18 protein-coding genes are annotated in these 23,316 nt (G+C 62.4%); 8 read left to right on the forward strand and 10 right to left on the reverse strand.

The window, feature by feature from the left end:
- Positions 1 to 50 precede the first annotated feature (50 nt).
- From QMO80_RS13055 to trxA, 6 genes are all read left to right on the forward strand, one after another.
- Positions 51 to 2,636, forward strand: a complete 2,586-nt coding sequence (locus QMO80_RS13055; protein ID WP_283196968.1) for a PAS domain-containing sensor histidine kinase — start codon at positions 51 to 53, stop codon at positions 2,634 to 2,636.
- Positions 2,633 to 4,144, forward strand: coding sequence for a tRNA (adenosine(37)-N6)-threonylcarbamoyltransferase complex ATPase subunit type 1 TsaE (gene tsaE / locus QMO80_RS13060; protein ID WP_283196969.1), 1,512 nt, complete (start codon positions 2,633 to 2,635; stop codon positions 4,142 to 4,144). Before QMO80_RS13055 ends, tsaE begins: the two co-directional genes overlap by 4 nt.
- 13 nt (positions 4,145 to 4,157) lie before the next feature.
- Positions 4,158 to 4,889 carry a nucleotidyltransferase family protein gene (locus QMO80_RS13065; protein WP_283196970.1) on the forward strand — a complete coding sequence of 244 codons (732 nt, stop codon included), beginning with the start codon at positions 4,158 to 4,160 and terminating at the stop codon, positions 4,887 to 4,889.
- A gap of 3 nt (positions 4,890 to 4,892) precedes the next feature.
- On the forward strand, positions 4,893 to 8,087 hold the full coding sequence (gene addB / locus QMO80_RS13070; protein ID WP_283196971.1) for a double-strand break repair protein AddB: 3,195 nt from the start codon (positions 4,893 to 4,895) through the stop codon (positions 8,085 to 8,087).
- Positions 8,080 to 11,631 (forward strand): double-strand break repair helicase AddA, encoded by a 3,552-nt coding sequence (gene addA, locus QMO80_RS13075; protein ID WP_283196972.1) that lies wholly within the window; start codon positions 8,080 to 8,082, stop codon positions 11,629 to 11,631. Before addB ends, addA begins: the two co-directional genes overlap by 8 nt.
- Positions 11,632 to 11,706: 75 nt before the next feature.
- The gene (trxA, locus tag QMO80_RS13080) at positions 11,707 to 12,027 is read left to right on the forward strand and encodes a thioredoxin (protein ID WP_004672616.1); all 321 of its coding nucleotides are present in this window, start codon (positions 11,707 to 11,709) and stop codon (positions 12,025 to 12,027) included.
- Positions 12,028 to 12,101: 74 nt separating this feature from the next.
- Here trxA and QMO80_RS13085 read toward each other — a convergent pair whose 3' ends face one another.
- From QMO80_RS13085 to QMO80_RS13130, 10 genes are all read right to left on the reverse strand, one after another.
- Positions 12,102 to 13,454, reverse strand: a complete 1,353-nt coding sequence (locus QMO80_RS13085) for a folylpolyglutamate synthase/dihydrofolate synthase family protein (protein ID WP_283196973.1) — start codon at positions 13,452 to 13,454, stop codon at positions 12,102 to 12,104.
- 24 nt (positions 13,455 to 13,478) lie between these two features.
- Positions 13,479 to 14,384 (reverse strand): acetyl-CoA carboxylase, carboxyltransferase subunit beta, encoded by a 906-nt coding sequence (gene accD / locus QMO80_RS13090; protein WP_116275191.1) that lies wholly within the window; start codon positions 14,382 to 14,384, stop codon positions 13,479 to 13,481.
- 140 nt (positions 14,385 to 14,524) lie between these two features.
- The gene (gene trpA / locus QMO80_RS13095) at positions 14,525 to 15,364 is read right to left on the reverse strand and encodes a tryptophan synthase subunit alpha (RefSeq protein WP_283196974.1); all 840 of its coding nucleotides are present in this window, start codon (positions 15,362 to 15,364) and stop codon (positions 14,525 to 14,527) included.
- A gap of 3 nt (positions 15,365 to 15,367) precedes the next feature.
- A complete protein-coding gene (trpB, locus tag QMO80_RS13100) occupies positions 15,368 to 16,588 on the reverse strand; it encodes a tryptophan synthase subunit beta (RefSeq protein ID WP_283196975.1) in 1,221 nt (406 codons plus the stop codon).
- Between the two features lie 2 nt (positions 16,589 to 16,590).
- Entirely contained in the window at positions 16,591 to 17,259 is a 669-nt protein-coding gene (locus QMO80_RS13105; RefSeq protein ID WP_283196976.1) for a phosphoribosylanthranilate isomerase, read from the reverse strand.
- 75 nt (positions 17,260 to 17,334) lie between these two features.
- Entirely contained in the window at positions 17,335 to 18,093 is a 759-nt protein-coding gene (locus QMO80_RS13110) for a M48 family metallopeptidase (protein WP_283196977.1), read from the reverse strand.
- Positions 18,094 to 18,180: 87 nt separating this feature from the next.
- Positions 18,181 to 18,615 (reverse strand): DUF2852 domain-containing protein, encoded by a 435-nt coding sequence (locus QMO80_RS13115; RefSeq protein ID WP_003571403.1) that lies wholly within the window; start codon positions 18,613 to 18,615, stop codon positions 18,181 to 18,183.
- Between the two features lie 144 nt (positions 18,616 to 18,759).
- Positions 18,760 to 20,040, reverse strand: coding sequence for a polyhydroxyalkanoate depolymerase (locus QMO80_RS13120; protein ID WP_283196978.1), 1,281 nt, complete (start codon positions 20,038 to 20,040; stop codon positions 18,760 to 18,762).
- 202 nt (positions 20,041 to 20,242) lie between these two features.
- Positions 20,243 to 21,085, reverse strand: a complete 843-nt coding sequence (locus QMO80_RS13125) for a fumarylacetoacetate hydrolase family protein (RefSeq protein WP_049732665.1) — start codon at positions 21,083 to 21,085, stop codon at positions 20,243 to 20,245.
- Positions 21,086 to 21,225: 140 nt separating this feature from the next.
- Positions 21,226 to 22,185, reverse strand: a complete 960-nt coding sequence (locus QMO80_RS13130; RefSeq protein WP_283196979.1) for a glutathione S-transferase family protein — start codon at positions 22,183 to 22,185, stop codon at positions 21,226 to 21,228.
- A 173-nt stretch (positions 22,186 to 22,358) separates the two neighbouring features.
- Here QMO80_RS13130 and QMO80_RS13135 point away from each other — a divergent pair, with 173 nt between their 5' ends.
- Both QMO80_RS13135 and QMO80_RS13140 read left to right on the forward strand, forming a co-directional pair.
- Positions 22,359 to 22,643, forward strand: coding sequence for a DUF2218 domain-containing protein (locus QMO80_RS13135; RefSeq protein ID WP_283196980.1), 285 nt, complete (start codon positions 22,359 to 22,361; stop codon positions 22,641 to 22,643).
- A 44-nt stretch (positions 22,644 to 22,687) separates the two neighbouring features.
- On the forward strand, positions 22,688 to 23,287 hold the full coding sequence (locus QMO80_RS13140; RefSeq protein ID WP_283196981.1) for a nitroreductase family protein: 600 nt from the start codon (positions 22,688 to 22,690) through the stop codon (positions 23,285 to 23,287).
- Positions 23,288 to 23,316: the final 29 nt, after the last annotated feature.

A 23,316-nucleotide genomic window follows, 5' to 3' on the forward strand; every position in this document is an offset into this window, starting at 1 on the left:
GGGATGTCTTGTCGTAATGCGGCACATTGAAGGACGGAGACATACCGCGGATGTCGGAAATGAAAAACAGCCTGCCCGGTCAGGCGGATGATGGCGTTCGCGCCGGTCGCCGCCCACTGATGGCAGGCCAACAACATCAATCTGCAACGGCACACGAGGCCGCAAAGCAAGAGCATGGATCATTGGCGCGCTTTCTGAAAGCCTGCGCGGCCGGCACGGCGCTTGCCGCGCTGGCGCGGCCGGTTCTGGCACAGGGCGAGCAGCAGGCGGCGGCCTCGGCTCACCTCTTCACATCCTCGCAGGTCGTCGGCGTCTCCGTCGTCATCGGCGTCATATCGGCAGCACTGTTGTCGACGCTGTGGCTGGTGCGCCAGCGCGGCAATCTGGAAAACGAGAGCCGGGAAATCCGCTCGGCGCTTTCCGATGCCCAGCAGCGCATTTCGCAATACCAGGCGCTGATCGCCGACAAGAACCGGCGGATCGTCATCTGGGACGGCAACGCCCGTCCCGAACTGCTCGGCCAGCTTCCGCCAGAGACCGGTGCGCCGCAGGACGGCGAATTCCTGGCCTTCGGCCTCTGGCTGAAGTCACGTTCGGCCGCCGATCTGGAAAAGGCGATCGACCGGCTGCGCGACGGGGCACAGAGCTTCGATATGGTGGTGGAAACCATCCGCGATGAAATCCTCGAGGCGCAGGGCCGGGTTTCCGGCGGCCGCGCCTTCGTCCGTTTCGTGGCGCTCAACAATCTGCGCGCCGAGCTTGCCGAACTCCGGATCGAGCGCGACCGGCTGATGACCTCGATCTCAGCCTTCCAGACCATGCTCGACGCGATCGACATGCCGGCCTGGCAGCGCGATCCGGCCGGCCGCCTCACCTGGGTCAACCAGGCTTATGGCGAGGCCGTCGAAGCGCGCTCGCCGCAGCAGGCGATCAATGAAGGCCGCGAGATGCTGACGACCGTGGCACGCGAACGCATTCGCGCGACGGTGACGCCGGAATCGCCCTTCCACGACACGATCTCGACGGTGGTGCACGGCAACCGCACCTTCTTCGACGTTGTCGACGTCAGGCTTCCCGGCGGCTCGGCCGGCATCGCGATCGATGTGTCAGATATAGAGGCGGTGCGCGCCGAGCTGGAACGGACGCTGAAGAGCCATGCCGAAACGCTCGACCATCTCGCCACCCCCGTCGCCATCTTCGACGGCGACCGCCGGCTGCAATTCTACAACCAGGCCTTCGTCGCACTCTGGGAGCTGGATATCGCCTTTCTCGAAGGCCGGCCCGACAATAGCGAGCTGCTCGAACGGCTGCGGGCAGCCAAGAAACTGCCGGACCAGCTCAACTGGAAGAGCTGGAAGGAAGCGGCCCTTTCCGTCTATCGCGCGCTCGACACGCAATCCGATCTCTGGCACCTGCCGAACGGGCAGACATTGCGCGTCTTTGCGACCGCCCATCCGCAGGGTGGCGCCACCTGGGTGTTCGAAAACCTGACCGAGCAGGTCGATCTCGAAACGCGCTACAACACGCTGGTCAAGGTGCAGGGCGAAACGATCGACCATCTTTCCGAAGGTGTGGCGGTGTTCGGCCCGGATGGACGCATCCGCCTGTCGAACCCGGCCTTCCGCGCGCTCTGGGGGATCACCGAAACCGAAGCCAAACCAGGCACCCATATCCGCGCGCTTGGCGAGGCCTGCGCGCCGTCCTATGACCGGCCGGACGGCTGGAAGGCCTTTGCGGAACTGATCACCAGCTTCGACGACGAACGCCGCTCGGGCCAGGGAACGCTGGAACTCTTCTCCGGCCTGGTGCTCGACTATGCCGTCATCCCGCTGCCGAACGCCCAGACCATGCTGACTTTCGTCAATATGACGGACAGCGTGCGTGCCGAGCGGGCGCTGACCGAGAAGAACGAAGCGCTGCGCAAAGCCGACGAGCTGAAGAACGATTTCGTCCAGCACGTGTCCTATGAACTGCGCTCGCCGCTGACGAATATCATCGGCTTCACCGATCTCCTGCGCACGCAAGGAGTCGGGCCGCTGAACGAACGGCAGGCCGAATATATCGACCACATCTCGACCTCCTCCTCGGTCCTCCTGACGCTCGTCAACGACATTCTCGACCTCGCAACCGTCGATGCCGGCATCATGCGGCTCAACTATGCGGAAATCGATCTCAACGACCTGCTCGACGACGTCTCGATGCAGATCGCCGATCGCCTGCATGAAAGTGGCGTCGCGCTCGAAATCACCGCGCCGGCCTATCTCGGCTCGATCGTCGCCGATCCGCAGCGGCTGAAGCAGATCCTGCTGAAGCTGCTTTCCAACGCGGCGAATTTTTCGCCCGAGGGCACCTCGATTTCGCTGGAATGCCGTCGCGAGGGCACGGATTTCGTTTTCTCCGTGAGGGATCACGGCCCCGGCATCTCGCCCGATATGATCGCCACCGTCTTCGACCGCTTTGCGACGGGCGCAAAAAGCGGCAAACGCGGCGGCGCCGGCCTCGGCCTGTCGATCGTCGACAGCTTCGTCAGCCTGCATCACGGCGACGTGACGATCGACAGCGAGCCGGGCAAGGGCACGACCGTCCTTTGCCGCATTCCCTCGGTCGATATCCCGCATTCCGCTGCCGCCGAATGACGACCGGCGATACGATGTCGGTTTTCCTGAAGGACGAAGCGGCGACCATCCGCTTCGGCGAAGACCTGGCGCTCGCCCTGAAAGCCGGCGACTGCCTTGCCCTTTCCGGCGATCTCGGCGCGGGCAAATCCTCACTCGCCCGGGCGATCCTGCGCGCCATGGCCGACGATGACGGGCTCGAGGTCCCGAGCCCGACCTTCACGCTGGTGCAATCCTACGATCTGCGCTTGCCCGTTTCGCACTTCGATCTCTACCGGCTCGGCCATCCCGACGAACTGACAGAGCTCGGCTTCGACGAGGCCCTGGAGAACGGCATCTGTCTCGTCGAATGGCCCGAGATGGCCGAGAGCGAACTGCCGGCGGAGCGCATTGCACTGAGGCTGGACCATGAAGGCAGCGGCCGGCGGGCAACGATCAATGCCGCCGGTACGCAGGCGCTGCGCATCCATCGTGTTCTGGCGATCCGCGATTTCCTCGACAAAGCCGGCTATCCCGATGTCAAACGCCGCTTCCTGACCGGCGATGCGTCGCTGCGCGCCTATGAAGCGATCTATCCGGACGCCGCTCCGCGAAAAATATTGATGGATTGGCGCCCGCATCCCGAGGGACCGCCGGTCTATGACGGCAAGCCCTATCCCAAGGTCGCGCATCTCGCACAGAATGCCTATCCTTTCGTTGCGATTGCCGACGTGTTGCGCGAGCGGGGTTTTGCGACGCCGGAGATTTATCAGGTCGATTATGAGCAGGGCATCCTGCTGATCGAGGATCTCGGCACCGAAGGCGTGCTCGATGACGACGGACGGCCGATCGCCGAACGTTACCGGCAAAGCGTCGCCTGCCTTGCCCATCTTCATTCCCTTGAGATTCCGCAGGATATTCCGGTTTCCACGACGCATACGCATCACATTCCGGACTTCGACCGCACGGCAATGAAGATGGAAGTGCAGCTTGTGCTCGATTGGCACATCGCCTGGAAGCGCGGCACGCCGCCCACGGATGCCGAACGGACGGAGTATCTGGCGATCTGGGATGGGCTCATCGACGAGCTCGCGACGGCTGAGAAGAACCTGCTGCTACGCGACTTCCATTCGCCCAATATCATCTGGCGCGAACAGGAAAGCGGTATTCGTCAGATCGGCATCATCGACTTCCAGGATGCGATGATCGGCCCGACCGCCTATGACCTTGCCTCCATCGTCCAGGATGCGCGCGTGACGATCGAACCGGGGCTTTTCCGGCAGCTGATGGACGAATACCTTGCCCTTCGCCGCGCCCAGGGCGGCTTCGACGAAGCCGGATTTGTGAAGGCCTGGGCGATCATGTCGGCGCAGCGCAACTGCAAGCTTGCCGGCCTTTGGGTGCGGCTGTTGCAGCGCGACGGCAAGCCCGGTTATCTCAAGCATATGCCGCGAACGCTTGCCTATCTCCAGGTCGCGTTCGAGCACGAAGCGCTTGCCCCCTTGCGCGATTGGTGCGCAAGGGCTGGAATAGGCCAAAGCGAATCATAAGTTCCGGATCAGCATGACCATCAGACAAGCCATGGTACTGGCCGCGGGTCTCGGCACCCGCATGCGCCCGATCACCGACACGATCCCGAAGCCGCTGGTGAAGATCGACGGCAAACCGATGATCGACTACGCGCTGGATTCGCTCGTGGCTGCCGGTGTCGAACGGGCCGTCGTCAACGTTCACCACCACGCCAACCAGATGCTAGATCATCTCGACGCCTATCGCGGCCTCGACATCGTCATCTCCGACGAGCGGGAGGCGCTGATGAATTCCGGCGGCGGGCTGGCGAAGGGGCTGAGGCTGCTGACCCGCGACGATATCTTCGTCATGAATGCCGATCTCTTCTGGATCGGCGAACAGCCCGGGCGGCCGACGAACCTGCAGCGCTTAGCCGGATTCTTCGATGCCGAACGCATGGACATGGCCCTGCTTTGCGTAAGGATCGAGGATACCACAGGTCACAACGGCAAGAACGATTTCGGCATGGCGGCCGACGGCCGGCTGACGCGCTATCGCGACGATCCTTCCAATCCCGTCGTCTATGCCGGAGCAATCGCCATGAACCCGTCGCTGTTCGATGACGCGCCGCAGGATGCCTTCAACCTCAATATCTATTTCGACAAGGCGATCGCGCGCGGACGGCTTTTCGGCATGGTGCTCGACGGCCATTGGCTGACGGTGGGAACGCCGGAGGCGATCGGCGAGGCGGAGGAAACGATCCGACGGCTGCGGGCGTTTGCGTGAGATATGGCGGAGCGGCACCAGCCACGCATTCTGACGATCCCGGCGGGCCTCTCCTTCCTGAAAACGCTGGCGACGACGCTTTGCGACGGCCGGCTGACGCCGCTCTTCCGGCATGAGGCCGACGATCCGCTGTCGCTAGCCAGGGTGACGATCTATCTGCCGACCCGGCGCGCCGTGCGTGTGCTGCGTTCGGAATTCGTCGACCTGCTCGGCGGCCGCTCTGCGATCCTGCCGGTCATCCGCCCTCTCGGCGAAACCGACGACGACAGCGGTTATTTCGACGAGGCGCTGCCGGCAACGATCGATCTTGCTCAGCCGCTGTCGAATACCGCCCGTCTGCTGGAGCTTGCCCGCCTCATCCTCGCCTGGCGGAATAAACTGCCGGAGATCGTCCGCCACATTCATTCGGATTCGCCGCTGGTGGCGCCGGCAAGCCCAGCGGATGCGATCTGGCTCGCCCGCAACCTTGCAGAACTGATCGATTCGATCGAAACAGAAGACCTCGACTGGTCGGAACTCTCAAAACTCGACACCGGCGATTACGCCGCCTGGTGGCAGCTGACGGCAGAATTCCTGCAGATCGCCAGCGCATTCTGGCCGGAACGGCTTTCCGAACTCGGCAAATCCTCGCCGGCACGGCACCGAAACGCCATTCTCAGGGCCGAAGCCAACAGGCTTTCGGCGACGAAGCCCGCTGGACCGATCATCATCGCCGGTTCGACGGGCTCGGTTGCCGCCACCGCCGATCTCATCGCCGCTGTCGCCAATCTGCCCGAGGGCGTGATCGTGCTTCCGGGCCTTGATCTCTCCATGCCGGAACAGCACTGGCAGATGGTGGCGCCGGAGCTTTCGCCGGGCCAGTACGCCAATCCCGCAAGCCGAAGCCACCCCCAATATGGTCTGTCGTCGCTGCTCAAGCGGCTGAAGCTGACGCGGGCCGACGTCGCGATCCTCGACAGGCCGGAAGCCAATCTCGACCGGCGCGCCGAAATTCTGTCCCGGGCACTCGTCCCTGCGGAGGCGACCAGCGATTGGGGCGCCTGGAAGAGCGAGCTGCCCGAAGGCGCCCTCTCTTCGGCTTTCGCCGATGTCTCGCTGATCGAAGCCGCCAACGAACGCGAGGAGGCGACCGCGATTGCCATTGCGCTCCGGCTGGCATTGGAAAGACCGGGGCAGGACGGCGAAAGCCGGGCAGCTCTCATCACCCCCGACCGCAATCTCGCCCGCCGGGTGATGGCGGAACTTTCCCGCTTCGGTATCCTCGCCGACGATTCGGCCGGCACGCCGCTTGCGGCCACGCCGCAGGGCACGCTTCTGCAATTGCTGCTGGAAGCAACACTGCGCCCGGGCGATCCGGTGGCGATCGTCTCGCTGCTCAAACATCCGCTGGCCCGCTTCGGCCTGGAACGCGACGCATTGATTTCCGCCACCGAGGCGCTCGAACTGCTGGCGCTGCGCGGCGGCGTGGCGGAGGTCGATATCAGCAGGCTCGAGCCATTGCTGACCCAGCAGCTTGGCGAACAGGCGCAGGACAGGCACGCGCCGCAATGGCGAAAGGCGCTTTCGCCCGACGCCGCCGAGGCCGCCTACGACCTTGCCCGCCGGGTCACACAAGCGACCGAGCCGCTGGCTTCGGCCGTGATGCGGCACCGGCCGGAAGATCGCGGGAGGACGGCAAGTTTTACCTTGTCCGAATGGGCGGAGCGCACGGGCCGCTCGCTTGAAGCGGTGGCCGCCGATCCACACGGCAATCTCGCCGATCTCTGGTCCGGTGAAGCGGGAGATGCGCTCGCCGCCCTGCTCGGCGAAGTGATCGACACCAGCGGCCAGATGGAGGCCGACGGGCCGCAATGGATCGATATCATGGCAGCACTTGCCGCCGGTCATGCGGTGAAGCCGCGCGCGCTCAGCCATCCCCGCCTCTTCATCTTCGGCACGCTGGAAGCCCGCCTGCAGAGCGTCGATACGCTGATCCTCGGCGGCCTGAACGAGGGCACCTGGCCGGGGCAGACCGCCAACAATCCCTTCATTCCGCGCATGATGAAGACGGAGATCGGACTGGAGCCGCCGGAACGGCGCATCGGCCAGCTGGCGCACGACTTCGAGATGGCGAACGGCACGCGCCATCTGATCTATTCGAGGGCGCTGCGCCAGGGCTCGACACCAACGGTCGCCTCGCGCTGGCTGCAGCGGCTGCTGGCGCTTGCCGGAGAGGCCTTCGAAGCGGAATTGAAGGGACGCGGCAACCGCTTCCTCCAATGGGCCGGCCTGATCGATCGCGGGGAAGCCCAGGCGCCGGCGCAGCGACCCTCGCCGAAACCGCCGCTGACGCTGCAGCCGACATCCTACTCCTTCAGCGAAGTCGGCCGGCTGCGCCGGGACCCTTATGCCATCTATGCCCGCCGCATCCTGCGGCTCGATGCCGTCGATGCGTTCAATCGCGATCCGGGAGCGGCCGAACGCGGCACGCTCTACCACAAGATCATCGACCGGTTCATTCGCGAAGCCCATGTCGCGGGCACGCCGGATGCGGCAGCGGCGATGGAGCGCATCCTTTCCGAGCTTTTCGACATGGAGCAGCTGCCGTCGCATATCGATGCCGTATGGCGGCCTCGCTTTCGCGCGGTGGCCCGCGCCTTCCTCGATTGGGAGGCGGGACGGCGGCCCGGCATCCGCAAGACGCTGACGGAGGTGCGCGGCGGCATCGAACTGGAACCGATCAATATCCGGCTCAACGGTGTTGCCGACCGGATCGACGTCACCGGACCGAACGGCGCCGACATCATCGACTACAAGACCGGCTACAATCCCTCGCCGGCGCAGGCGCGCGTGCTGCTCGATCCGCAGCTTGCGCTCGAAGCGGCGGCCTTGCGCGGCGGCGCCTTCCGCGACGTCGGCAGTCTCGTGCCGCAGGACCTGCTCTATGTCCGCCTGCGGCCGGGACGGCGTTTTCAGGTCGATACCGTTAACAACGAGAGCTCGGCGCGCAGCGACAAGGCGAAATCGGCGATGGATCTTGCCGAGGAATCGATCGACCAGTTGGTCAAATTCGTGACGTTGCTGCAATCCGGCGACAAAGGCTTCACCTCGCGGCTCATCCCGGCGCAGCAATTCGATTTCGGCGGCGACTATGATCACCTCGCCCGCGTCTCCGAATGGTCGACGGCAGAAACCGAAGAGGGCGGCGGCGATGAGTGACGTGACCGCGCTTCCCAATGGCGACGATCCCGGCGCCTGGATCGGCTGGACGACGATCCAGCAGGCAATCGCCTCCGATCCCGAGCGCTCGGCATGGGTCTCGGCCAATGCCGGCTCAGGCAAGACGCATGTGCTGACCCAGCGCGTCATCCGGCTTCTGCTTGCCGGTGCGCGGCCTTCCGCCATTTTATGCCTCACCTATACCAAGGCTGCGGCCTCCGAAATGTCGAACCGCGTCTTCGAACGGCTGGCGGACTGGGTGGTGCTCGACGATGAAGACCTTGGCCGGCGGATCAGCCAGATCGAGGGGACGGCGCCTGACGGAATAAAGCTTGCCGAGGCCCGCCGGCTGTTTGCCAAGGCGCTGGAGACACCCGGCGGACTGAAGATCCAGACGATCCATGCCTTTTGCGAGGCCTTGCTGCATCAGTTTCCGCTGGAGGCCAACGTCGCCGGGCATTTCTCGGTTCTCGACGACCGCGCAGCAGTGGCGCTGCTTTCCGACGCGCGCCGGGCGCTGCTGACGGCTTCCGCGCCTGAGGGAGACAGCGCCCTTGCCGAGGCATTCGCCTATGTGCTCGATCTCGGCGACGAATCCGGACTGGAGAACCTGCTCGGCGACATCGTTGCCAACCGCAACGCCATCCGTCGTTTCGCCGCGGCGGCCGAACGCCAGGGCGGTGTCGCGATGGTTTTGCGCGAAAGGCTCGGCCTTGCCGCCGATGACACGGAAAGCCGGATCGTGGCGCAATATTGGCCTTTGCCGGAGCTTTCCGGCGGCATGCTGGAGCTCTATCTGTCGCTTGCCGACCATAAGGGCGGCGCGAAGGCACAGGAAGTTGCCTACGGCCTCAGGCTTGCCGGGCGGGAACGCGATGACGCAAAGCGCGCCGAGTTTCTCGAGAAAATCTTTCTGACGGCGAAGGGCGAACCGAAGGCGGATTCACAATTCACGGTCAAGGCGATGCTTGCCGAAGCACCGCAGCTGGCGGGCGCCATCGCCGCTGCCCGCGCCCATGTCGCCGCAAGCCGCGACCGGCTGAAACTGATGCGGATGTATGGCGCGACGCATGCCGCGCTCGTGCTCGCCGACCGGCTGAATCACGACTATGAGGAGCTGAAGAAGCAGCGCAGCCAGCTCGATTTCGAGGATCTGATCACCCGCACCGCCGACCTGCTGACAAAAAGCGGCGTCGGTCCCTGGATCCATTACAAGCTCGATCGCGGCATCGACCATATCCTCGTCGACGAAGCGCAGGATACCAGCCCGATCCAGTGGAGCGTCATCCAGTCGCTCGCCGAGGATTTCTTCTCCGGCGAAAGCGCCCGGCCGATCGTGCGCACGCTCTTTGCCGTTGGCGACGAGAAACAGTCGATCTATTCCTTTCAAGGGGCGCGGCCCGAGCGGTTTTCCGAGGAAAGCGACCGGACGCGGCGGCGCGTCTCCGACAGCGGGCAGAATTTTTCTTCCGTGCGGCTGCCGCTTTCCTTCCGCTCGACCGCGGATGTGCTCGAGGCCGTCGACCATATTTTCCGGGAACCCGACAATGCGCGCGGCCTCAGCGCGCTTGGCGAACCGGTCGTGCATCGGTCCAGCCGCATCGGACATCCCGGCGCCGTCGATCTCTGGGAGGTGGTCGCGCCGGAGGCGGTGGCCAAGGAGGAGGACTGGACGGCGCCCTTCGACGCGACGCCGGAAAGCGCGCCGGCCGCAATCCTGGCGCGGCGGATCGCCCATTCGATCGGCGCGCTCGTCGGCCGCGAGACGATCGTCGACAAAGGCAAAGAGCGCCTGATCGAAGCCGGCGATATCCTGGTGCTGGTGCGCAAGCGCGACGCCTTCGTCAATGCCTTGACGCGCGCCTTGAAACGCCGCGGCGACATTCCGGTCGCCGGTGCCGACAGGCTGGTGCTGACCAGCCATATCGCCGTGCAGGATCTGCTGGCGCTCGGCCGTTTCCTGCTGCTGCCGGAAGACGATCTTTCGCTCGCCGCCGTGCTCAAGAGCCCGCTTTTCGATCTTTCCGAGGACGACATCTTTGCGATCGCCGGACTGCGCGGCGATCATGAGAGCGTCTGGAGCCATCTCAAACGCTTCGCCGCCGACGGCACCGAGCGTTTCCGCGCCGCCGTGGAGAGGCTGGAGCTGTTCCTTCGCCAATCCAGGAGCCTGTCGGTTCATGATTTCTATGCGCGTGTGCTGGGAAGCCATGGCGGGCGTCGGCAATTCCTGGCCCGGCTCGGCACAGAGGTCAGCGATATCCTCGACGAATTCCTGACCTTCACGCTCGACCACGAGAGCGCCGGCCTTCCCGGGCTGCAATCCTTCATCTCGACGCTGGAGCTCGAAGCCCCGGTGGTCAAGCGCGAGCAGGATAAGGGGCGCAACGAAGTGCGGATCATGACGGTGCATGCCTCCAAGGGTCTCGAGGCTCCGATCGTTTTCCTGGTCGACGGCGGTTCGAAGGCCTTCACCCATACCCATCTGCCGAAACTTCGCCTGATCGAGACGGACGCCGACGAACCGCCGATGCCCGTCTGGGTTCCCGTCTCCGATCTCGCCAATTCGCTGACGCAGAACGACGCCGTTCGTATCCAGATGCTGGCGGAAGAGGAATACCGCCGATTGCTCTATGTCGCCATGACGCGTGCCGCCGACCGGCTGGTCGTCTGCGGCTATCGCGGCGTGCGTCTCAGCAACGACACCTGGCATATGATGATTTCGACGGCACTGCGCGACGACCATCCGCATGTCGAGGCGACCACATTCTCCAGTCCCGATGGCGAATGGCCAGGTGTCAAATGGCGTGTGCCGCGGGTGGAACGAAGCTTCGAGCGTATCGACCGCAGCCAGGAGCGCGGCAGCGAGGAGAGGCTGCCGGACGGCCTGCTGCGGCCATTGCCGCCGCAGGTCGAGCTACCCCGACCGCTCAGCCCCTCCGGCGCCGGGACGATCATCGATGAAGACGAAGGCGGCTTGCTCGTCGTTTCGCCGCTGTTCGGCGAGACGGAGCGCAGCGATCGGTCGCTGGAGAAGGGCCGGCTGATCCATCGCATGCTGCAGGCGCTTCCCGAAGTTCCGCCTGCCGAACGGGCCAATGCGGCAGGCCGCTATGCCGAACGGGCGGCGCGGTTCTGGCCTGAAGCCGAACGCCGCAAGCTTGTCGATTCGGTTCTGAAACTATTGGACGAAGAGGGTCTGCACGCCGTCCTCGGTTCGCAGGCCCAGCCCGAGGTCTCGATCATGGGCACCTTGACGCTTGAGGGCAGGCGCTATGCCGTCTCCGGCCGCATCGACCGGCTTGCCGTCCTTGCCGATCGGGTCGTCATCCTCGATTACAAGACCAATCGGGTCCCGCCGGCGACAGAGGCGGCCATCCCCTTCCCCCACCAGGCGCAGCTGGCGATCTATCGCGAGATCCTGGCGCCGCTCTATCCCGACAAGCCTATCGAGTGCATGCTCGTCTATACCGAGAACGCCTCGCTCTACACGCTGAGCGAAAAGGCGCTCGGTTTGGCGCTTGCAGGACTGAAGACAAAGTGAAATACCGGACATTGAAAATTTGGCACCGCAGCATCACATGTGGTTCAACACCCAATTCCTCCAAAGGAGCAGCCCATGGCTACCGTGAAAGTCGATATCAATAACTTCCAGTCGGAAGTTCTGGAATCCGCAGAACCCGTCGTCGTCGATTTCTGGGCTGAATGGTGCGGCCCGTGCAAGATGATTGCGCCGAGCCTTGAAGAAATCTCCGTCGAGATGGAAGGAAAGGTCAAGGTCGCCAAGCTGAATATCGATGAGAATCCGGAGCTCGCCGCACAGTTCGGCGTCCGCTCCATACCGACGCTGGCGATCTTCAAGGGCGGCGAAGTTGCCGATATCTCGGTCGGCGCCAAACCGAAGACCGCTCTTTCGAACTGGATTTCGAACGCTGCCTGATCGATTGATATCGCATTGATGAAAAAGCCCGGCTTCGACCGGGCTTTTTCATTTCGTATTCTTCATTTCTCCCCTCACTTCGGAGGCGTGCCGTTGTCCGAAAGCACATCGCCGACGAGATAGAGAGAGCCGCCGACGAGGATGCGCGGCGGCAGCCCCTCCGGATCGAGCACGGCTTTGATGGCTTCCAGCGCCTCGCCGACCGTTGACGTCGGTTCGGCAACCAAGCCGGCATCATAAGCGGCGTTCGACAGGATCACCGGGTCGATCATCGCCTCGCTGCCGCGGATCGGCACGCAGAAGACCTTCTCGACCAAGCCGGCGAAGGCCTTGAAATAGCCGACCGGGTCCTTGGTATTGATCATGCCGATGATGAGGAAAAGCGGCCGCGACTGGCGCTCCTCGAAATTGGCCATGGCTTCGGCGATCACTTCGCCGGCACCGGGATTGTGCCCGCCATCGATCCAGATCTCGGCGCCGGCTGGCGCATGCTGAAGCAGCCGGCCCTCGCCCAGGCGCTGCAGCCGGCCCGGCCATTCCACGGAATTCATCGCCTTTTCCATCATCGTCTCGGTGACGGTGAAACCCGCCGCCTTGACGGCGCGGATGGCGGCAGCGGCATTGGCATATTGGTGGCGGCCTGGAAGGCGCGGCAGCGGCAGGTCGGCAAGACCGAATTCGTCCTGATAGACGAGCCGGCCATATTCCTCATGCGCCATGAAATCCTGCCCGAAAACCGCGCTCGGGCAATGCAGCCGCTCGGCCGTCGACATCAGCACATCGAGTGCCGCGTCATACTCCTGGTGGCCGATGACGACGGGCAATCCCGGCTTCATGATGCCGGCCTTTTCGGCGGCGATCAGCTCGACCCTGTCGCCGAGATAGGGCTGGTGATCCAGCGAAATCGGCATGATCACCGAAACGGCCGGGTCGGAAATGACATTGGTGGCGTCGAAGCGGCCGCCGAGACCGACTTCGATAATCGCGGCATCGGCCGGATGTTCGGAAAACAGGATGAAGGTGACCGCCGTCAGGATTTCGAAGACGGTGATGTGCTGTCCGGCATTGGCATCGGCCATACGACGCAGGGCCTCGGCAAAGACGGCGTCATCGACAAGCTGCCCGCGTCCGCCCGCCACACCGATACGATAACGCTCGTGCCAATTGACGAGATGCGGCGAGGTGTGGACATGGGCGCTGTAGCCGCCGGCTTCGAGCAGGGCGCGGCAGAAGGCGGTCACCGACCCTTTGCCGTTGGTGCCGGCGACATGGATCACCGGCGGCAATTTCCGGTGCGGATTGCCGAGCACATCGAGAAGACGGGTGATGCGATCGAGAGACAGATCAAAACCCTTGGGATGCAATCCCATGAGCTTGTCGATCTCCTGTGCTGCCTCACTCACCGCGGTTTGGCCTCTGGGTATCAATTCGGCACCCCGCCCTATCGGTTATCAGGCGCTCGCCGCCAGAGCGATTGCGCCGCTATTCATGGTATTCGCCACCGACACCGGCTTCTTCGTCAGGATCTTCAGGACCCGCGCCAGCGTTTCCGGGATATCGTGACGTTTGACGACCATATCCACCATACCATGTTCCAGCAGGTATTCGGAGGTCTGGAAGCCTTCGGGCAATTTTTCGCGCAAGGTCTGCTCGATGACGCGCTTGCCGGCAAAGCCGATTTCGGCGCCCGGTTCGGCCAGATGAATATCGCCGAGCATGGCGTAAGAGGCCGTGACGCCGCCGGTCGTCGGGTTGGTCAGGACGACGATATAGGGCTGACCGGATTCCTTCAGCAGGTCGACGGCAACCGTCGTGCGCGGCAGCTGCATCAGCGACAGGATGCCTTCCTGCATGCGCGCGCCGCCGGAAGCGGGGAACATCACCAGCGGGCACTTTTCCGAGGTCGCACGCTCGAAAGCCTTGACGATCGCCTCACCGGCGGCCATGCCGAGCGAACCGCCGATAAAGTTGAATTCGTGCACGACCGCCACGAGTTTCAGCCCCTGCACCTTTCCGAGGCCGGCAAGGATCGTATCCTCCTGTTCGGTCTTCAGGCGGCTGTCACGCAGGCGATCGCTATATTTCTTCGAATCGCGGAATTTCAGCGGGTCCTGGGCGACCTTCGGCTGCGGCAGCGATTCATAGTCGCCATTGTCGAACAGATCGGCGAGGCGAGCCTTGGCCGGCATCTTCATATGGTAGCCGGAGGCCGGAATGACCCATTTGTTGCCTTCCAGATCCTTGTGGAAGACCATCTCGCCGGTTTCCGGGCACTTAATCCAGAGGTTCTCCGGCACTTCGCGACGGCCCAGCATTGAATTGATCCGCGGGCGAACGTAGTTGGTGATCCAGTTCAACTCGAATACTCCTGATTGACTGAAGCGCATCACGATCTTTCAGATCGCTTGCCACGCTTTAGGTCTGTTTTCCCGCCTGTCTTTGCCGCAAACCCGCTGCACACTTTTGCGCGACCTGCTTTGGTGCCAATGTGGGCAAACTATTCGGCAGCAACAAGGCGTGCCGAACGTGTTCCCGTGGAAAGGCCGCGCACCAGCGTGGCAACCGCCTGAACCGTGTCAGCCGTCGCCTTGCCGTCAGCGGTCAAGCTCGTAGCGACCTGATTGACGATGGCAGTGCCGACGACGACGCCGTCGGCCGAACCGCCGATGACCTTGGCGTGTTCGGCCGTCTTGACGCCGAAGCCGACGCAGACGGGCAGTTGCGTGTGCTGCTTGATGCGTTCCACCGCGCCCGACACCAGCGACGGATCCGGCAGCGCCGAACCGGTGATGCCGTTCATCGAGACGTAATAGACGAAGCCGGAGGTGTTCTTCAAAACCTTCGGCAGGCGCTTCTCATCCGTCGTCGGCGTCGCCAGGCGGATGAAATTGATGCCTTTGCGGATCGCCGGGATGCAGAGTTCATCGTCCATTTCAGGCGGCAGATCGACGACGATCAGGCCGTCGATGCCGGCGGCGATCGCGTCGTCGAGGAATTTCTCGACGCCATAAATATAGATCGGATTGTAATAGCCCATCATGACGATCGGCGTCGCATCATTGGTCCTGCGGAAATCAGCCGCCAGCTGCAGCGTCTTCTTCAGCGTCTGACCGCCTTTCAGCGCGCGCTGGCCGGCCAGCTGGATCGCCGGTCCGTCGGCCATCGGATCGGAAAAGGGCATGCCGAGTTCGATGATGTCGGAGCCTGCTTCCGGCAGCGCCTTCATGATGCCGAGCGAGGTATCGTAATCAGGATCGCCGCCCATGAAATAGGTCACAAGCGCCGGACGGCCCTCGGCCTTCAGCTCGGCAAAGCGTTTGTCCATGCGTGCGGTCATGTCTTACAGTCCCATTCCCAGAATCTTGCCGACGGTGAAGATATCCTTGTCGCCGCGGCCGGAGAGGTTCATCAGGATGATCTCGTCCTTGCCCATCTTCGGTGCGCGCTTGATCACCTCGGCAATCGCGTGCGAAGGCTCGAGTGCCGGGATGATGCCTTCGAGGCGTGTCAGGGTCTGGAAGGCCTCGAGCGCTTCGTGATCCATGATCGGCACGTAGTCGACGCGGCCGGTATCGTTCAGCCAGGAATGCTCGGGGCCGATGCCGGGATAATCGAGACCGGCCGAAATCGAATGGCCTTCCTTGATCTGACCGTCGCCATCCTGCAGCAGATAGGTGCGGTTGCCGTGCAACACACCCGGCGAACCGGCGGTGATCGAGGCGCAATGTTCATCGCCCTGCAGGCCCTTGCCGCCGGCTTCGACGCCGACGATCTTCACGGTAGGATCATCCAGGAAAGGATGGAAAATGCCGATCGCGTTCGAACCGCCGCCGACGGCAGCGACGACGAGATCCGGCAGGCGGCCTTCGGCTGCCAGCATCTGCTCTTTCGCCTCCGTGCCGATCACCGACTGGAAATCGCGGACCATCTCCGGATAGGGATGCGGACCAGCCGCCGTTCCGATCAGGTAATAGGTATCCTCGACATTGGTGACCCAGTCGCGCAGCGCCTCATTCATGGCGTCCTTCAGCGTGCCGCTGCCCGCCGTCACCGGCTTGACCTCGGCGCCGAGCAGCTTCATGCGGAAAACGTTCGGCGCCTGACGCTCGACGTCGGTGGCGCCCATATAGACGACGCAGGGAAGGCCGAAGCGGGCGGCAACGGTGGCGGAGGCGACACCATGCTGGCCAGCGCCGGTTTCGGCGATGATCCGGGTCTTGCCCATGCGCTTGGCAAGCAGGATCTGGCCGATGCAATTGTTGATCTTGTGCGAACCGGTGTGGTTCAGCTCCTCGCGCTTGAAATAAATCTTCGCGCCGCCGAGCTCGGCCGTCAGCCGTTCGGCGAAATAGAGCGGGCTCGGGCGGCCGATATAATGGGCGCCGAGATGCTTCAATTCGGCCTGGAATGCCGGATCGTTCTTCGCCTTATCCCACTCGTCCTGCAGATCGAGGATCAGCGGCATCAATGTTTCGGCAACGAAACGACCGCCATAGATGCCGAAACGGCCGTCTTCATCAGGCCCGGAACGGAAGGAATTCGGTTTAGGCGTTTCGTTCACTCTCAACTCCCTGAGGCCATGACAGGCGCATCCGCCCCTTCGACCGCATCGAAAAATTCATCGATCATTGCGACGCTCTTGACGCCAGGTGCCGTTTCGACGCCCGAGGAGACGTCGATACCACGTGCCTTGGTCTTCACAAGCGCATCCGCGACATTGTTCTTGTTCAGCCCGCCTGAGAGCATGTAGTCGATGCTGCCGTCCAGCCAGCTCAGAAGGCTCCAATCGAAGGAAATGCCGTTACCACCCGGCAATTCGGAACCCTTCGGCGCCTTTGCATCGAAGAGAAACCGATCGGCGATGCCGATATAGGCCTCGACGCGCTTCAGATCATCGGCCGTGCGCACCGAAAACACCTTCATGACAGGCAGACCATAAAGCGCCTTTATGGTGAGCACATGTTCGGGGCTCTCATTGCCGTGGAGTTGCAGAATATCCGGCTTCAACAGCGAGACGATCTCATCCAGCTCGTCATTGCTGGGATCGACGACGACGGCGACGATCTTCGCCTTGCCACGCGCAGGTTCGGCAAGTTTTGCCGCCAGGTCCGGCTCGATATAACGCGGGCTCTTTTCGAAGAAAATAAAACCGATATGGGTCGCGCCGCGCGTCAGCGCGCGATCGACAGCATCAGGCGTCGTCAAGCCGCAGATCTTGATATCGGGTTTCATGGCAGCGAAGTGACACGAAATGCGGCAAGAGTCGAGCCAATTTGCATGCAACGCTGCATTTAGCGCGGCCGCCCGCTATTCAAAATCAATGGCGTGCAGCTGGCTGCCGTGCCGCTTCAGCCAGGATTTCGCCTCGTCCATGCCGGGGCAAAGCCTTTTGCAAAGCGCCCAGAAGCGAGGCCCGTGGTTCATCTCCTTGAGATGGGCAACTTCGTGGGCGGCGAGATAATCGATCACCGAGGGCGGCGCCATGACGATGCGCCAGGAAAAGCTCAGATTTCCCTCCGACGAGCAAGAGCCCCAGCGGCTGCGCGTGTCCTTCATCGAGATCGAGCGGATCGGTGCCCGGATGGTTGCGGCATGCATCGTCGCCAGCTTTACCAGTTCGGCGCGCGCCTCCTTCTTCAGAAAGGCGGCGATGCGTCGTCCGACATGCTCCTCCATTCCGCTGACGCGCAGCACCGGTCGGCCGTCTATCGAAACCGCCTCCGTCAGCCCGCGCAAGCTGCCGGTATGCTGGATGCGATGGGAAATGCCGCGAAAGAGAATTTCGCCGCCGTCGCGCAAGCCGGCATCGGTCGAAAACTTGGCAAGTTTGGTGAGCAGCCAACCCTGGTGCCGATCGAGAAAAGCATTGACCTCGCGTGCCGCAAGACCTTTCGGCACCGTCATCTTCAAGGCCCGGCCGCCCGGCTCGATGCGCAAGGTGATGCGCGTCGCCCGGTCGTGCTGCTTGATCGTCAACGGCATCAGCCGGCCGGCCACATCAAGCGTCCGCGTTTCGGGCGGGGCCGGTTTCCGGGTTTTCGGCCTTGTCTTCAGGAGCGAGAACATGGGTGTTTTCTATCCGATTCGCCGGCGGAGCGGACATAGAAAAACCGGCATCGGGAGATGCCGGTCATCAATTCAGCGTTCAGGCCGTCATGGCGTCTGGTATTCGGCGACCGGGCCGTTGTCGTCACGCTTGGCGTTCTTGCGGTCACGCATGAAGCGATCGAACTCTTCCTGGTCCTTGGCGCGGCGAAGTTCGCGCATGTAGGCGTCGAATTCCTCGCGCATTTCATCGAGCTTGCGGCGCTCTTCCTCGATCCGGTCGATCTCGGCCTTGCGCCAGTCGTCGAAGGCGACGTTGCCGGTCGAGAAGTGCGGGCGGTGACGGCCGTTCGAACGGCGGCAGGAGGCAAAGAAGCCGTCGGTCGCCTGGTTGACGTCACGCTTGAAGCCGCGCAGACGGTCGCCGAAGATGATATAGGCAAGCATGGCCAGACCCAGAGGCCAGAAAACCATGAAGCCGAGAATCATCAGGGCAATGGTAGCCGGAGTCCAATCCGGTCGAAGCAATGCTGACTGGTTCATCGTGCGGGTATCCTCGCTTTCCACGCCCGGCAGGATACCGAACGCTGAAATCGATGTGGTTACCGCAACAACCACCTTCAAGACGATTGCCCGCGAAATCGGACAAGGCCTTGAATCCGTTTTGCTAATTCAGCCACGCCTGATTTAGGCCGTCCGCCCGCCCTTGATGACACGCGGCACCGGAGGCTTGACGGCAGAGCGGGAATGCTGGCGGACGAAATCGAGGATGCGCGGCGCGATCTCGCGGCGGAACCGCGAGCCGTTGAAAACACCATAATGGCCGACATCCGGCTGCAGATAGTGCATGCGCATATCTTCAGGGATGTTCACGCAGATTGTCTGCGCCGCCTTTGTCTGGCCGACCCCCGAGATATCGTCATTCTCACCTTCGACGGTGAGAAGCGCCACTTTGCGGATCGCTGCCGGATCGACGCGTTTGCCGCGATGCATCAGTTCGCCCTTCGGCAGCGAATGCTTGATGAAGACCTGCTCGACCGTCTGCAGGTAGAATTCGGCGGTCAGGTCCATGACGGCGAGATATTCGTCGTAGAAATCGCGGTGTTTTTCCGGTTCGCCGTCGTTCTTCACGAGATGCATGAAGAATTCCTTGTGGGCGACGAGATGCCGGTCGAGATTCATCGACATGAATCCCGAAAGCTGCAGGAATCCCGGATAGACCGGGCGCATGAAGCCCGGCTGCGGCCAGGGCACGTTCATGATGACATTGTCGGAGAACCACTGCAGCGACCGCTCCTGGGCGAGCTTGTTGACCGCCGTCGGGTTGATGCGCGTGTCGATCGGGCCGCCCATCAGCGTCATAGACGACGGAGACAGCGGATCATTGGCTTCCTCCATCACCGCAGCGGCGGCCAGCACCGGAACGGAAGGCTGACAGACCGCGATGACGTGCGTGTCCTGCCCGAGGAAATGCAGCATCTCGATGACGTAGTCGACATAGTCGTCGAAATCGAACGTGCCTTCCGTCATCGGCACCATGCGGGCGTCGATCCAGTCGGTGATATAGACATCGGCGCTCGGCAGCAGCGCCTCTACCGTGCCGCGCAGCAGCGTCGCATAATGGCCGGACATCGGCGCGACGATCAGGATACGGGGATCGTTGCCGCGGGCGGCGGCTGGGGCGTTGCGGGCGAAATGCAGCAGATTGCAAAAGGGCCGCGACCAGACGATCTCTTCGCGGACGGAAACCGACTGACCGCCGATCGCCGTCTGCTTCAGCCCGAATTCCGGCTTGCCGTAGCGTCGCGTCGTGCGTTCGAACATTTCGAGACTGGCCGCCATCGTCCGGCCGAGCGGCGTATGTGAAAACGGATTGAGCGGATTGGCATAGGCAAACCGCATGATATCGGCCGCGGCGCGAAACGGCGCCATGGCAGCATGGTTCAATTCATAAAGCTGATAAAACAAAGGCGCCACCTTTCTCTATCGAAAAGATGACGCCGATTGAAAGGCATCGAATCTTTCCGTTACGCGGGCACGTTACTCAGACTAACAGTTTTTTGTTGCACAGCAACATGGACGAACCAGACCCGCACAAGAAATGCCGGAGAAGTGACTCTCCGGCATCAGTATCGACTGGAAAACTTAAGTTTCTCAGTAAAAAGCGTCGTTAATGATCCGCTACGAAGGTCTGCTTCTGCGTGCCGAGACCCTCGATGCCGAGTTCGACCACGTCGCCGGCCTTGAGATAATGTGGCGGTTTCATGCCCATGCCGACACCAGGAGGCGTTCCGGTGGAGATGACGTCACCCGGATGCAGCGACATGAACTGGCTGAGATAGGCAACGATGTGGGCGACACCATAGACCATGGTCTTGGACGAACCGTTCTGCATCGTCTGGCCGTTGACCTTCAGCCACATGCCGAGGTTTTGCGGATCGGCGATCTCGTCCTTGGTGACCAGCCAGGGACCGATCGGTCCGAAGGTGTCGCAGGACTTGCCCTTGGTCCACTGACCGGCGCGTTCCGTCTGGAAGGCGCGCTCGGAAACATCATGCGACACGCAATAGCCGGCGACATAGTCGAGCGCGTCGGCTTCGCTGACATATTTCGCGGTTTTGCCGATGACGACGCCGAGCTCGACCTCCCAATCGGTCTTTTCCGAACCGCGCGGGATCCGGACGCTGTCGTTCGGACCAACGATGGCCGAGGTCGCCTTCATGAAGATCACCGGCTCGGGCGGCACCGTGGCGCCGGTTTCAGCGGCATGGTCGGAAAAATTGAGGCCGATGCAGATGAATTTTCCGGTGCCGGCAACGCAGGCGCCGATACGCCCGGGGGCAAGCTCCGGAAGGCTCTTCGGATCGATTGCCGCGATCTTTGCAAGGCCCGCCGGCGAGATCGCCTCACCGCCGATATCGGCGACGTGACCGGAAAGATCACGGATCTTGCCATCGGCATCGAGAAGCGCGGGTTTTTCATTGCCTGCTTGGCCAACACGCATCAGCTTCATGGAATTTCCTCCTCATCGAAAACGGATTGCAGCCACCTATGAACGAATTATTCACCGGTGTCATTACGGCTTTGCCGCCAAGCGGTACGGCTTTCCTTGAATTCGGTCGGATTTCAGCCCGAACCGCATGAATTGCGGCCTTATGCTTTGAAAATTTCTGCAAGATCGGGACCGGCCGGAACGATCCCTGTCGGGTTGAGACTTTCGATCGAGTAGTAGCCGCGCTTGATGTGATCGAGGTTTACCGTTTCCGCGATGCCCGGCCAATCCAGCATGCCGCGGCAAAAGGCGCGCAGGTTGGCATAGTCGGCAAGCCGACGCAGATTGCATTTGAAGATACCGTGATAAGCGACGTCGAAGCGCACGAGCGTGACGAACAGCCGGATATCGCTTTCGGTCGGATGCCCGGCGAAAAGAAAAGGCCGATCCTGCAACTGCGGCTCGACCCAGTCGAGGCAGGCAAAGACCTCGGCGAAGGCTTCTTCGTAAGCAGGCTGCGTGGTGGCGAAACCAGCGCGATAGACGCCGTTGTTCAGGGCCGGATAGATGCGGTCGTTGAAAGCATCGATCGCGTTGCGTCTTTCGGCCGGATAGAGATCGATCGGGTTTTTCGCCAGGTCGCCGAAACCGTCGTTCAGCATGCGCAGGATATCGGCGGATTCGTTGTTGACGATGGTCTTTCTCTGCTTGTCCCAGAGAACCGGCACGGTGGCCCGCCCGGTGAAATCCGGCGCCGCCCTGGAATAGATTTCGTGCAGATAGGTCGTGCCGTTGACATGATCCTCCGTCGCGCCGGGATAATCGCCGAAGCGCCAGCCCTGTTTTGTCAGCAGCGGCTCGACGACGGAAACGGAAATGGTGTCTTCCAGCCCCTTCAGCGTGCGGCCGATCAGGGTGCGCGAGGCCCAGGGACAGATATAGGCGACATAGAGATGGTAACGGCCGGCGCCGGCCTCGAAACCGCCTTCGCCGGTCGGCCCGGCGGCGCCATCCGGCGTCACCCAGTTGCGAAAGCTCGAGGTCTGCCTGACGAAGCCGCCCTTCTCGTCCTTTGCCTGGACGGGCTGCCAGTCCTCCGTCCATTTTCCCTTCACCAGCATGCGCAACTCTCCGACCGATTGACGAGGCTTTCATTATCCTGCCTCGCCGGCGGTGTAGGGCCGCTTTTATGAAGACAGTCTGTCCACCCCGGCTGCGACGACGCTGCGCTTGCCAAGCCTGCGAAGCAGGAAATATGACTTGGCTGCAGTCCAAGATGAGATGGAGTTCGAAAATGCACCTCTCCCAGGCCGTCGTGCGCACCGAACATGCGAGCCGCTACCTGCAGCAGCTCTGCAAACATTGGAGCCATAAATTCAGCGTCGATTTCGATCCGCACAAGGGCCGGGTGCCGTTCAGCGAGACGGCCGAGGTGACGTTTGCCGCCGACGATACGGGCCTGACCATGATACTTTCCGTCGCCGATCCCGCACAGCAGGCAAGGATGCAGGGTGTCATCGACGATCACCTGAAGCGCTTCGCCTTTCGCGAAGAACTCGACATCGTCTGGACCGACTGACGAAACCCCGATCCGAATTTCCGCCTTCAACTCCCGGAACCAGCATGACAAAAAGCAACAGCCGCGAATCCCAATATCCGATCGATCCGATGTTTCTCGACCGCTGGTCGCCCCGCGCCTTCACCGGCGAAATCATCGAGGAGGCGCAGCTGCTCAGCCTGCTCGACGCCGCCCATTGGGCGCCGTCTTCGTCCAATCATCAGCCCTGGCGCTTCATCTATGCGCTCAAGGGTTCGCAGCATTGGGAGACATTCGTCGCATTGCTCGTCGATGCCAATCAGGAATGGGCTAGGAATGCGTCGGCGCTGATCTTCGTCGTGTCGCGGAGCTTCACCGGGATTGCCGGTTCCGGCGAGGAGAAGCCGAGCTATACCCATTCCTTCGATGCCGGCGCGGCATGGGGCCACCTGTCGCTGCAGGCGCGCCTCTCCGGTTTCTACGCCCATGGCATGGGCGGCATCAAACACCAGGAAATCATGAAGACGTTCGGCATTCCCGAGGGCTACCGGGTGGAGGCCGGCATTGCCGTCGGCCGTCTGGCCGATAAGAGCGTTCTTTCCGAACGCAACCAGGCGCGCGAATTCCCCAGCCAACGCAAGCCGCTCTCCGAGGTGGCTTTCAACGGCCGTTTCGTTGCGAACTGAGCGAAACCCCTGACACGCAAAAGCCCCGC

It is taken from the genome of Rhizobium sp. BT03 (assembly GCF_030053155.1).
GTDB lineage: Bacteria > Pseudomonadota > Alphaproteobacteria > Rhizobiales > Rhizobiaceae > Rhizobium.

Excerpts from the sequence above, each read along its gene's own strand:
- QMO80_RS13065 (WP_283196970.1), top strand. The coding sequence starts at position 4,158 with ATGACCATCAGACAAGCCATGGTACTGGCCGCGGGTCTCGGCACCCGC.
- QMO80_RS13055 (WP_283196968.1), top strand. The coding sequence starts at position 51 with ATGTCGGAAATGAAAAACAGCCTGCCCGGTCAGGCGGATGATGGCGTT.
- QMO80_RS13105 (WP_283196976.1), bottom strand. The coding sequence starts at position 17,259 with ATGAAACCCGATATCAAGATCTGCGGCTTGACGACGCCTGATGCTGTC.
- trpA (WP_283196974.1), bottom strand. The coding sequence starts at position 15,364 with ATGACCGCACGCATGGACAAACGCTTTGCCGAGCTGAAGGCCGAGGGC.
- addA (WP_283196972.1), top strand. The coding sequence starts at position 8,080 with ATGAGTGACGTGACCGCGCTTCCCAATGGCGACGATCCCGGCGCCTGG.
- addB (WP_283196971.1), top strand. The coding sequence starts at position 4,893 with ATGGCGGAGCGGCACCAGCCACGCATTCTGACGATCCCGGCGGGCCTC.
- QMO80_RS13140 (WP_283196981.1), top strand. The coding sequence starts at position 22,688 with ATGACAAAAAGCAACAGCCGCGAATCCCAATATCCGATCGATCCGATG.
- QMO80_RS13110 (WP_283196977.1), bottom strand. The coding sequence starts at position 18,093 with ATGTTCTCGCTCCTGAAGACAAGGCCGAAAACCCGGAAACCGGCCCCG.
- QMO80_RS13130 (WP_283196979.1), bottom strand. The coding sequence starts at position 22,185 with ATGCTGGTGAAGGGAAAATGGACGGAGGACTGGCAGCCCGTCCAGGCA.
- QMO80_RS13115 (WP_003571403.1), bottom strand. The coding sequence starts at position 18,615 with ATGAACCAGTCAGCATTGCTTCGACCGGATTGGACTCCGGCTACCATT.
- tsaE (WP_283196969.1), top strand. The coding sequence starts at position 2,633 with ATGACGACCGGCGATACGATGTCGGTTTTCCTGAAGGACGAAGCGGCG.
- QMO80_RS13135 (WP_283196980.1), top strand. The coding sequence starts at position 22,359 with ATGCACCTCTCCCAGGCCGTCGTGCGCACCGAACATGCGAGCCGCTAC.
- trxA (WP_004672616.1), top strand. The coding sequence starts at position 11,707 with ATGGCTACCGTGAAAGTCGATATCAATAACTTCCAGTCGGAAGTTCTG.
- QMO80_RS13125 (WP_049732665.1), bottom strand. The coding sequence starts at position 21,085 with ATGAAGCTGATGCGTGTTGGCCAAGCAGGCAATGAAAAACCCGCGCTT.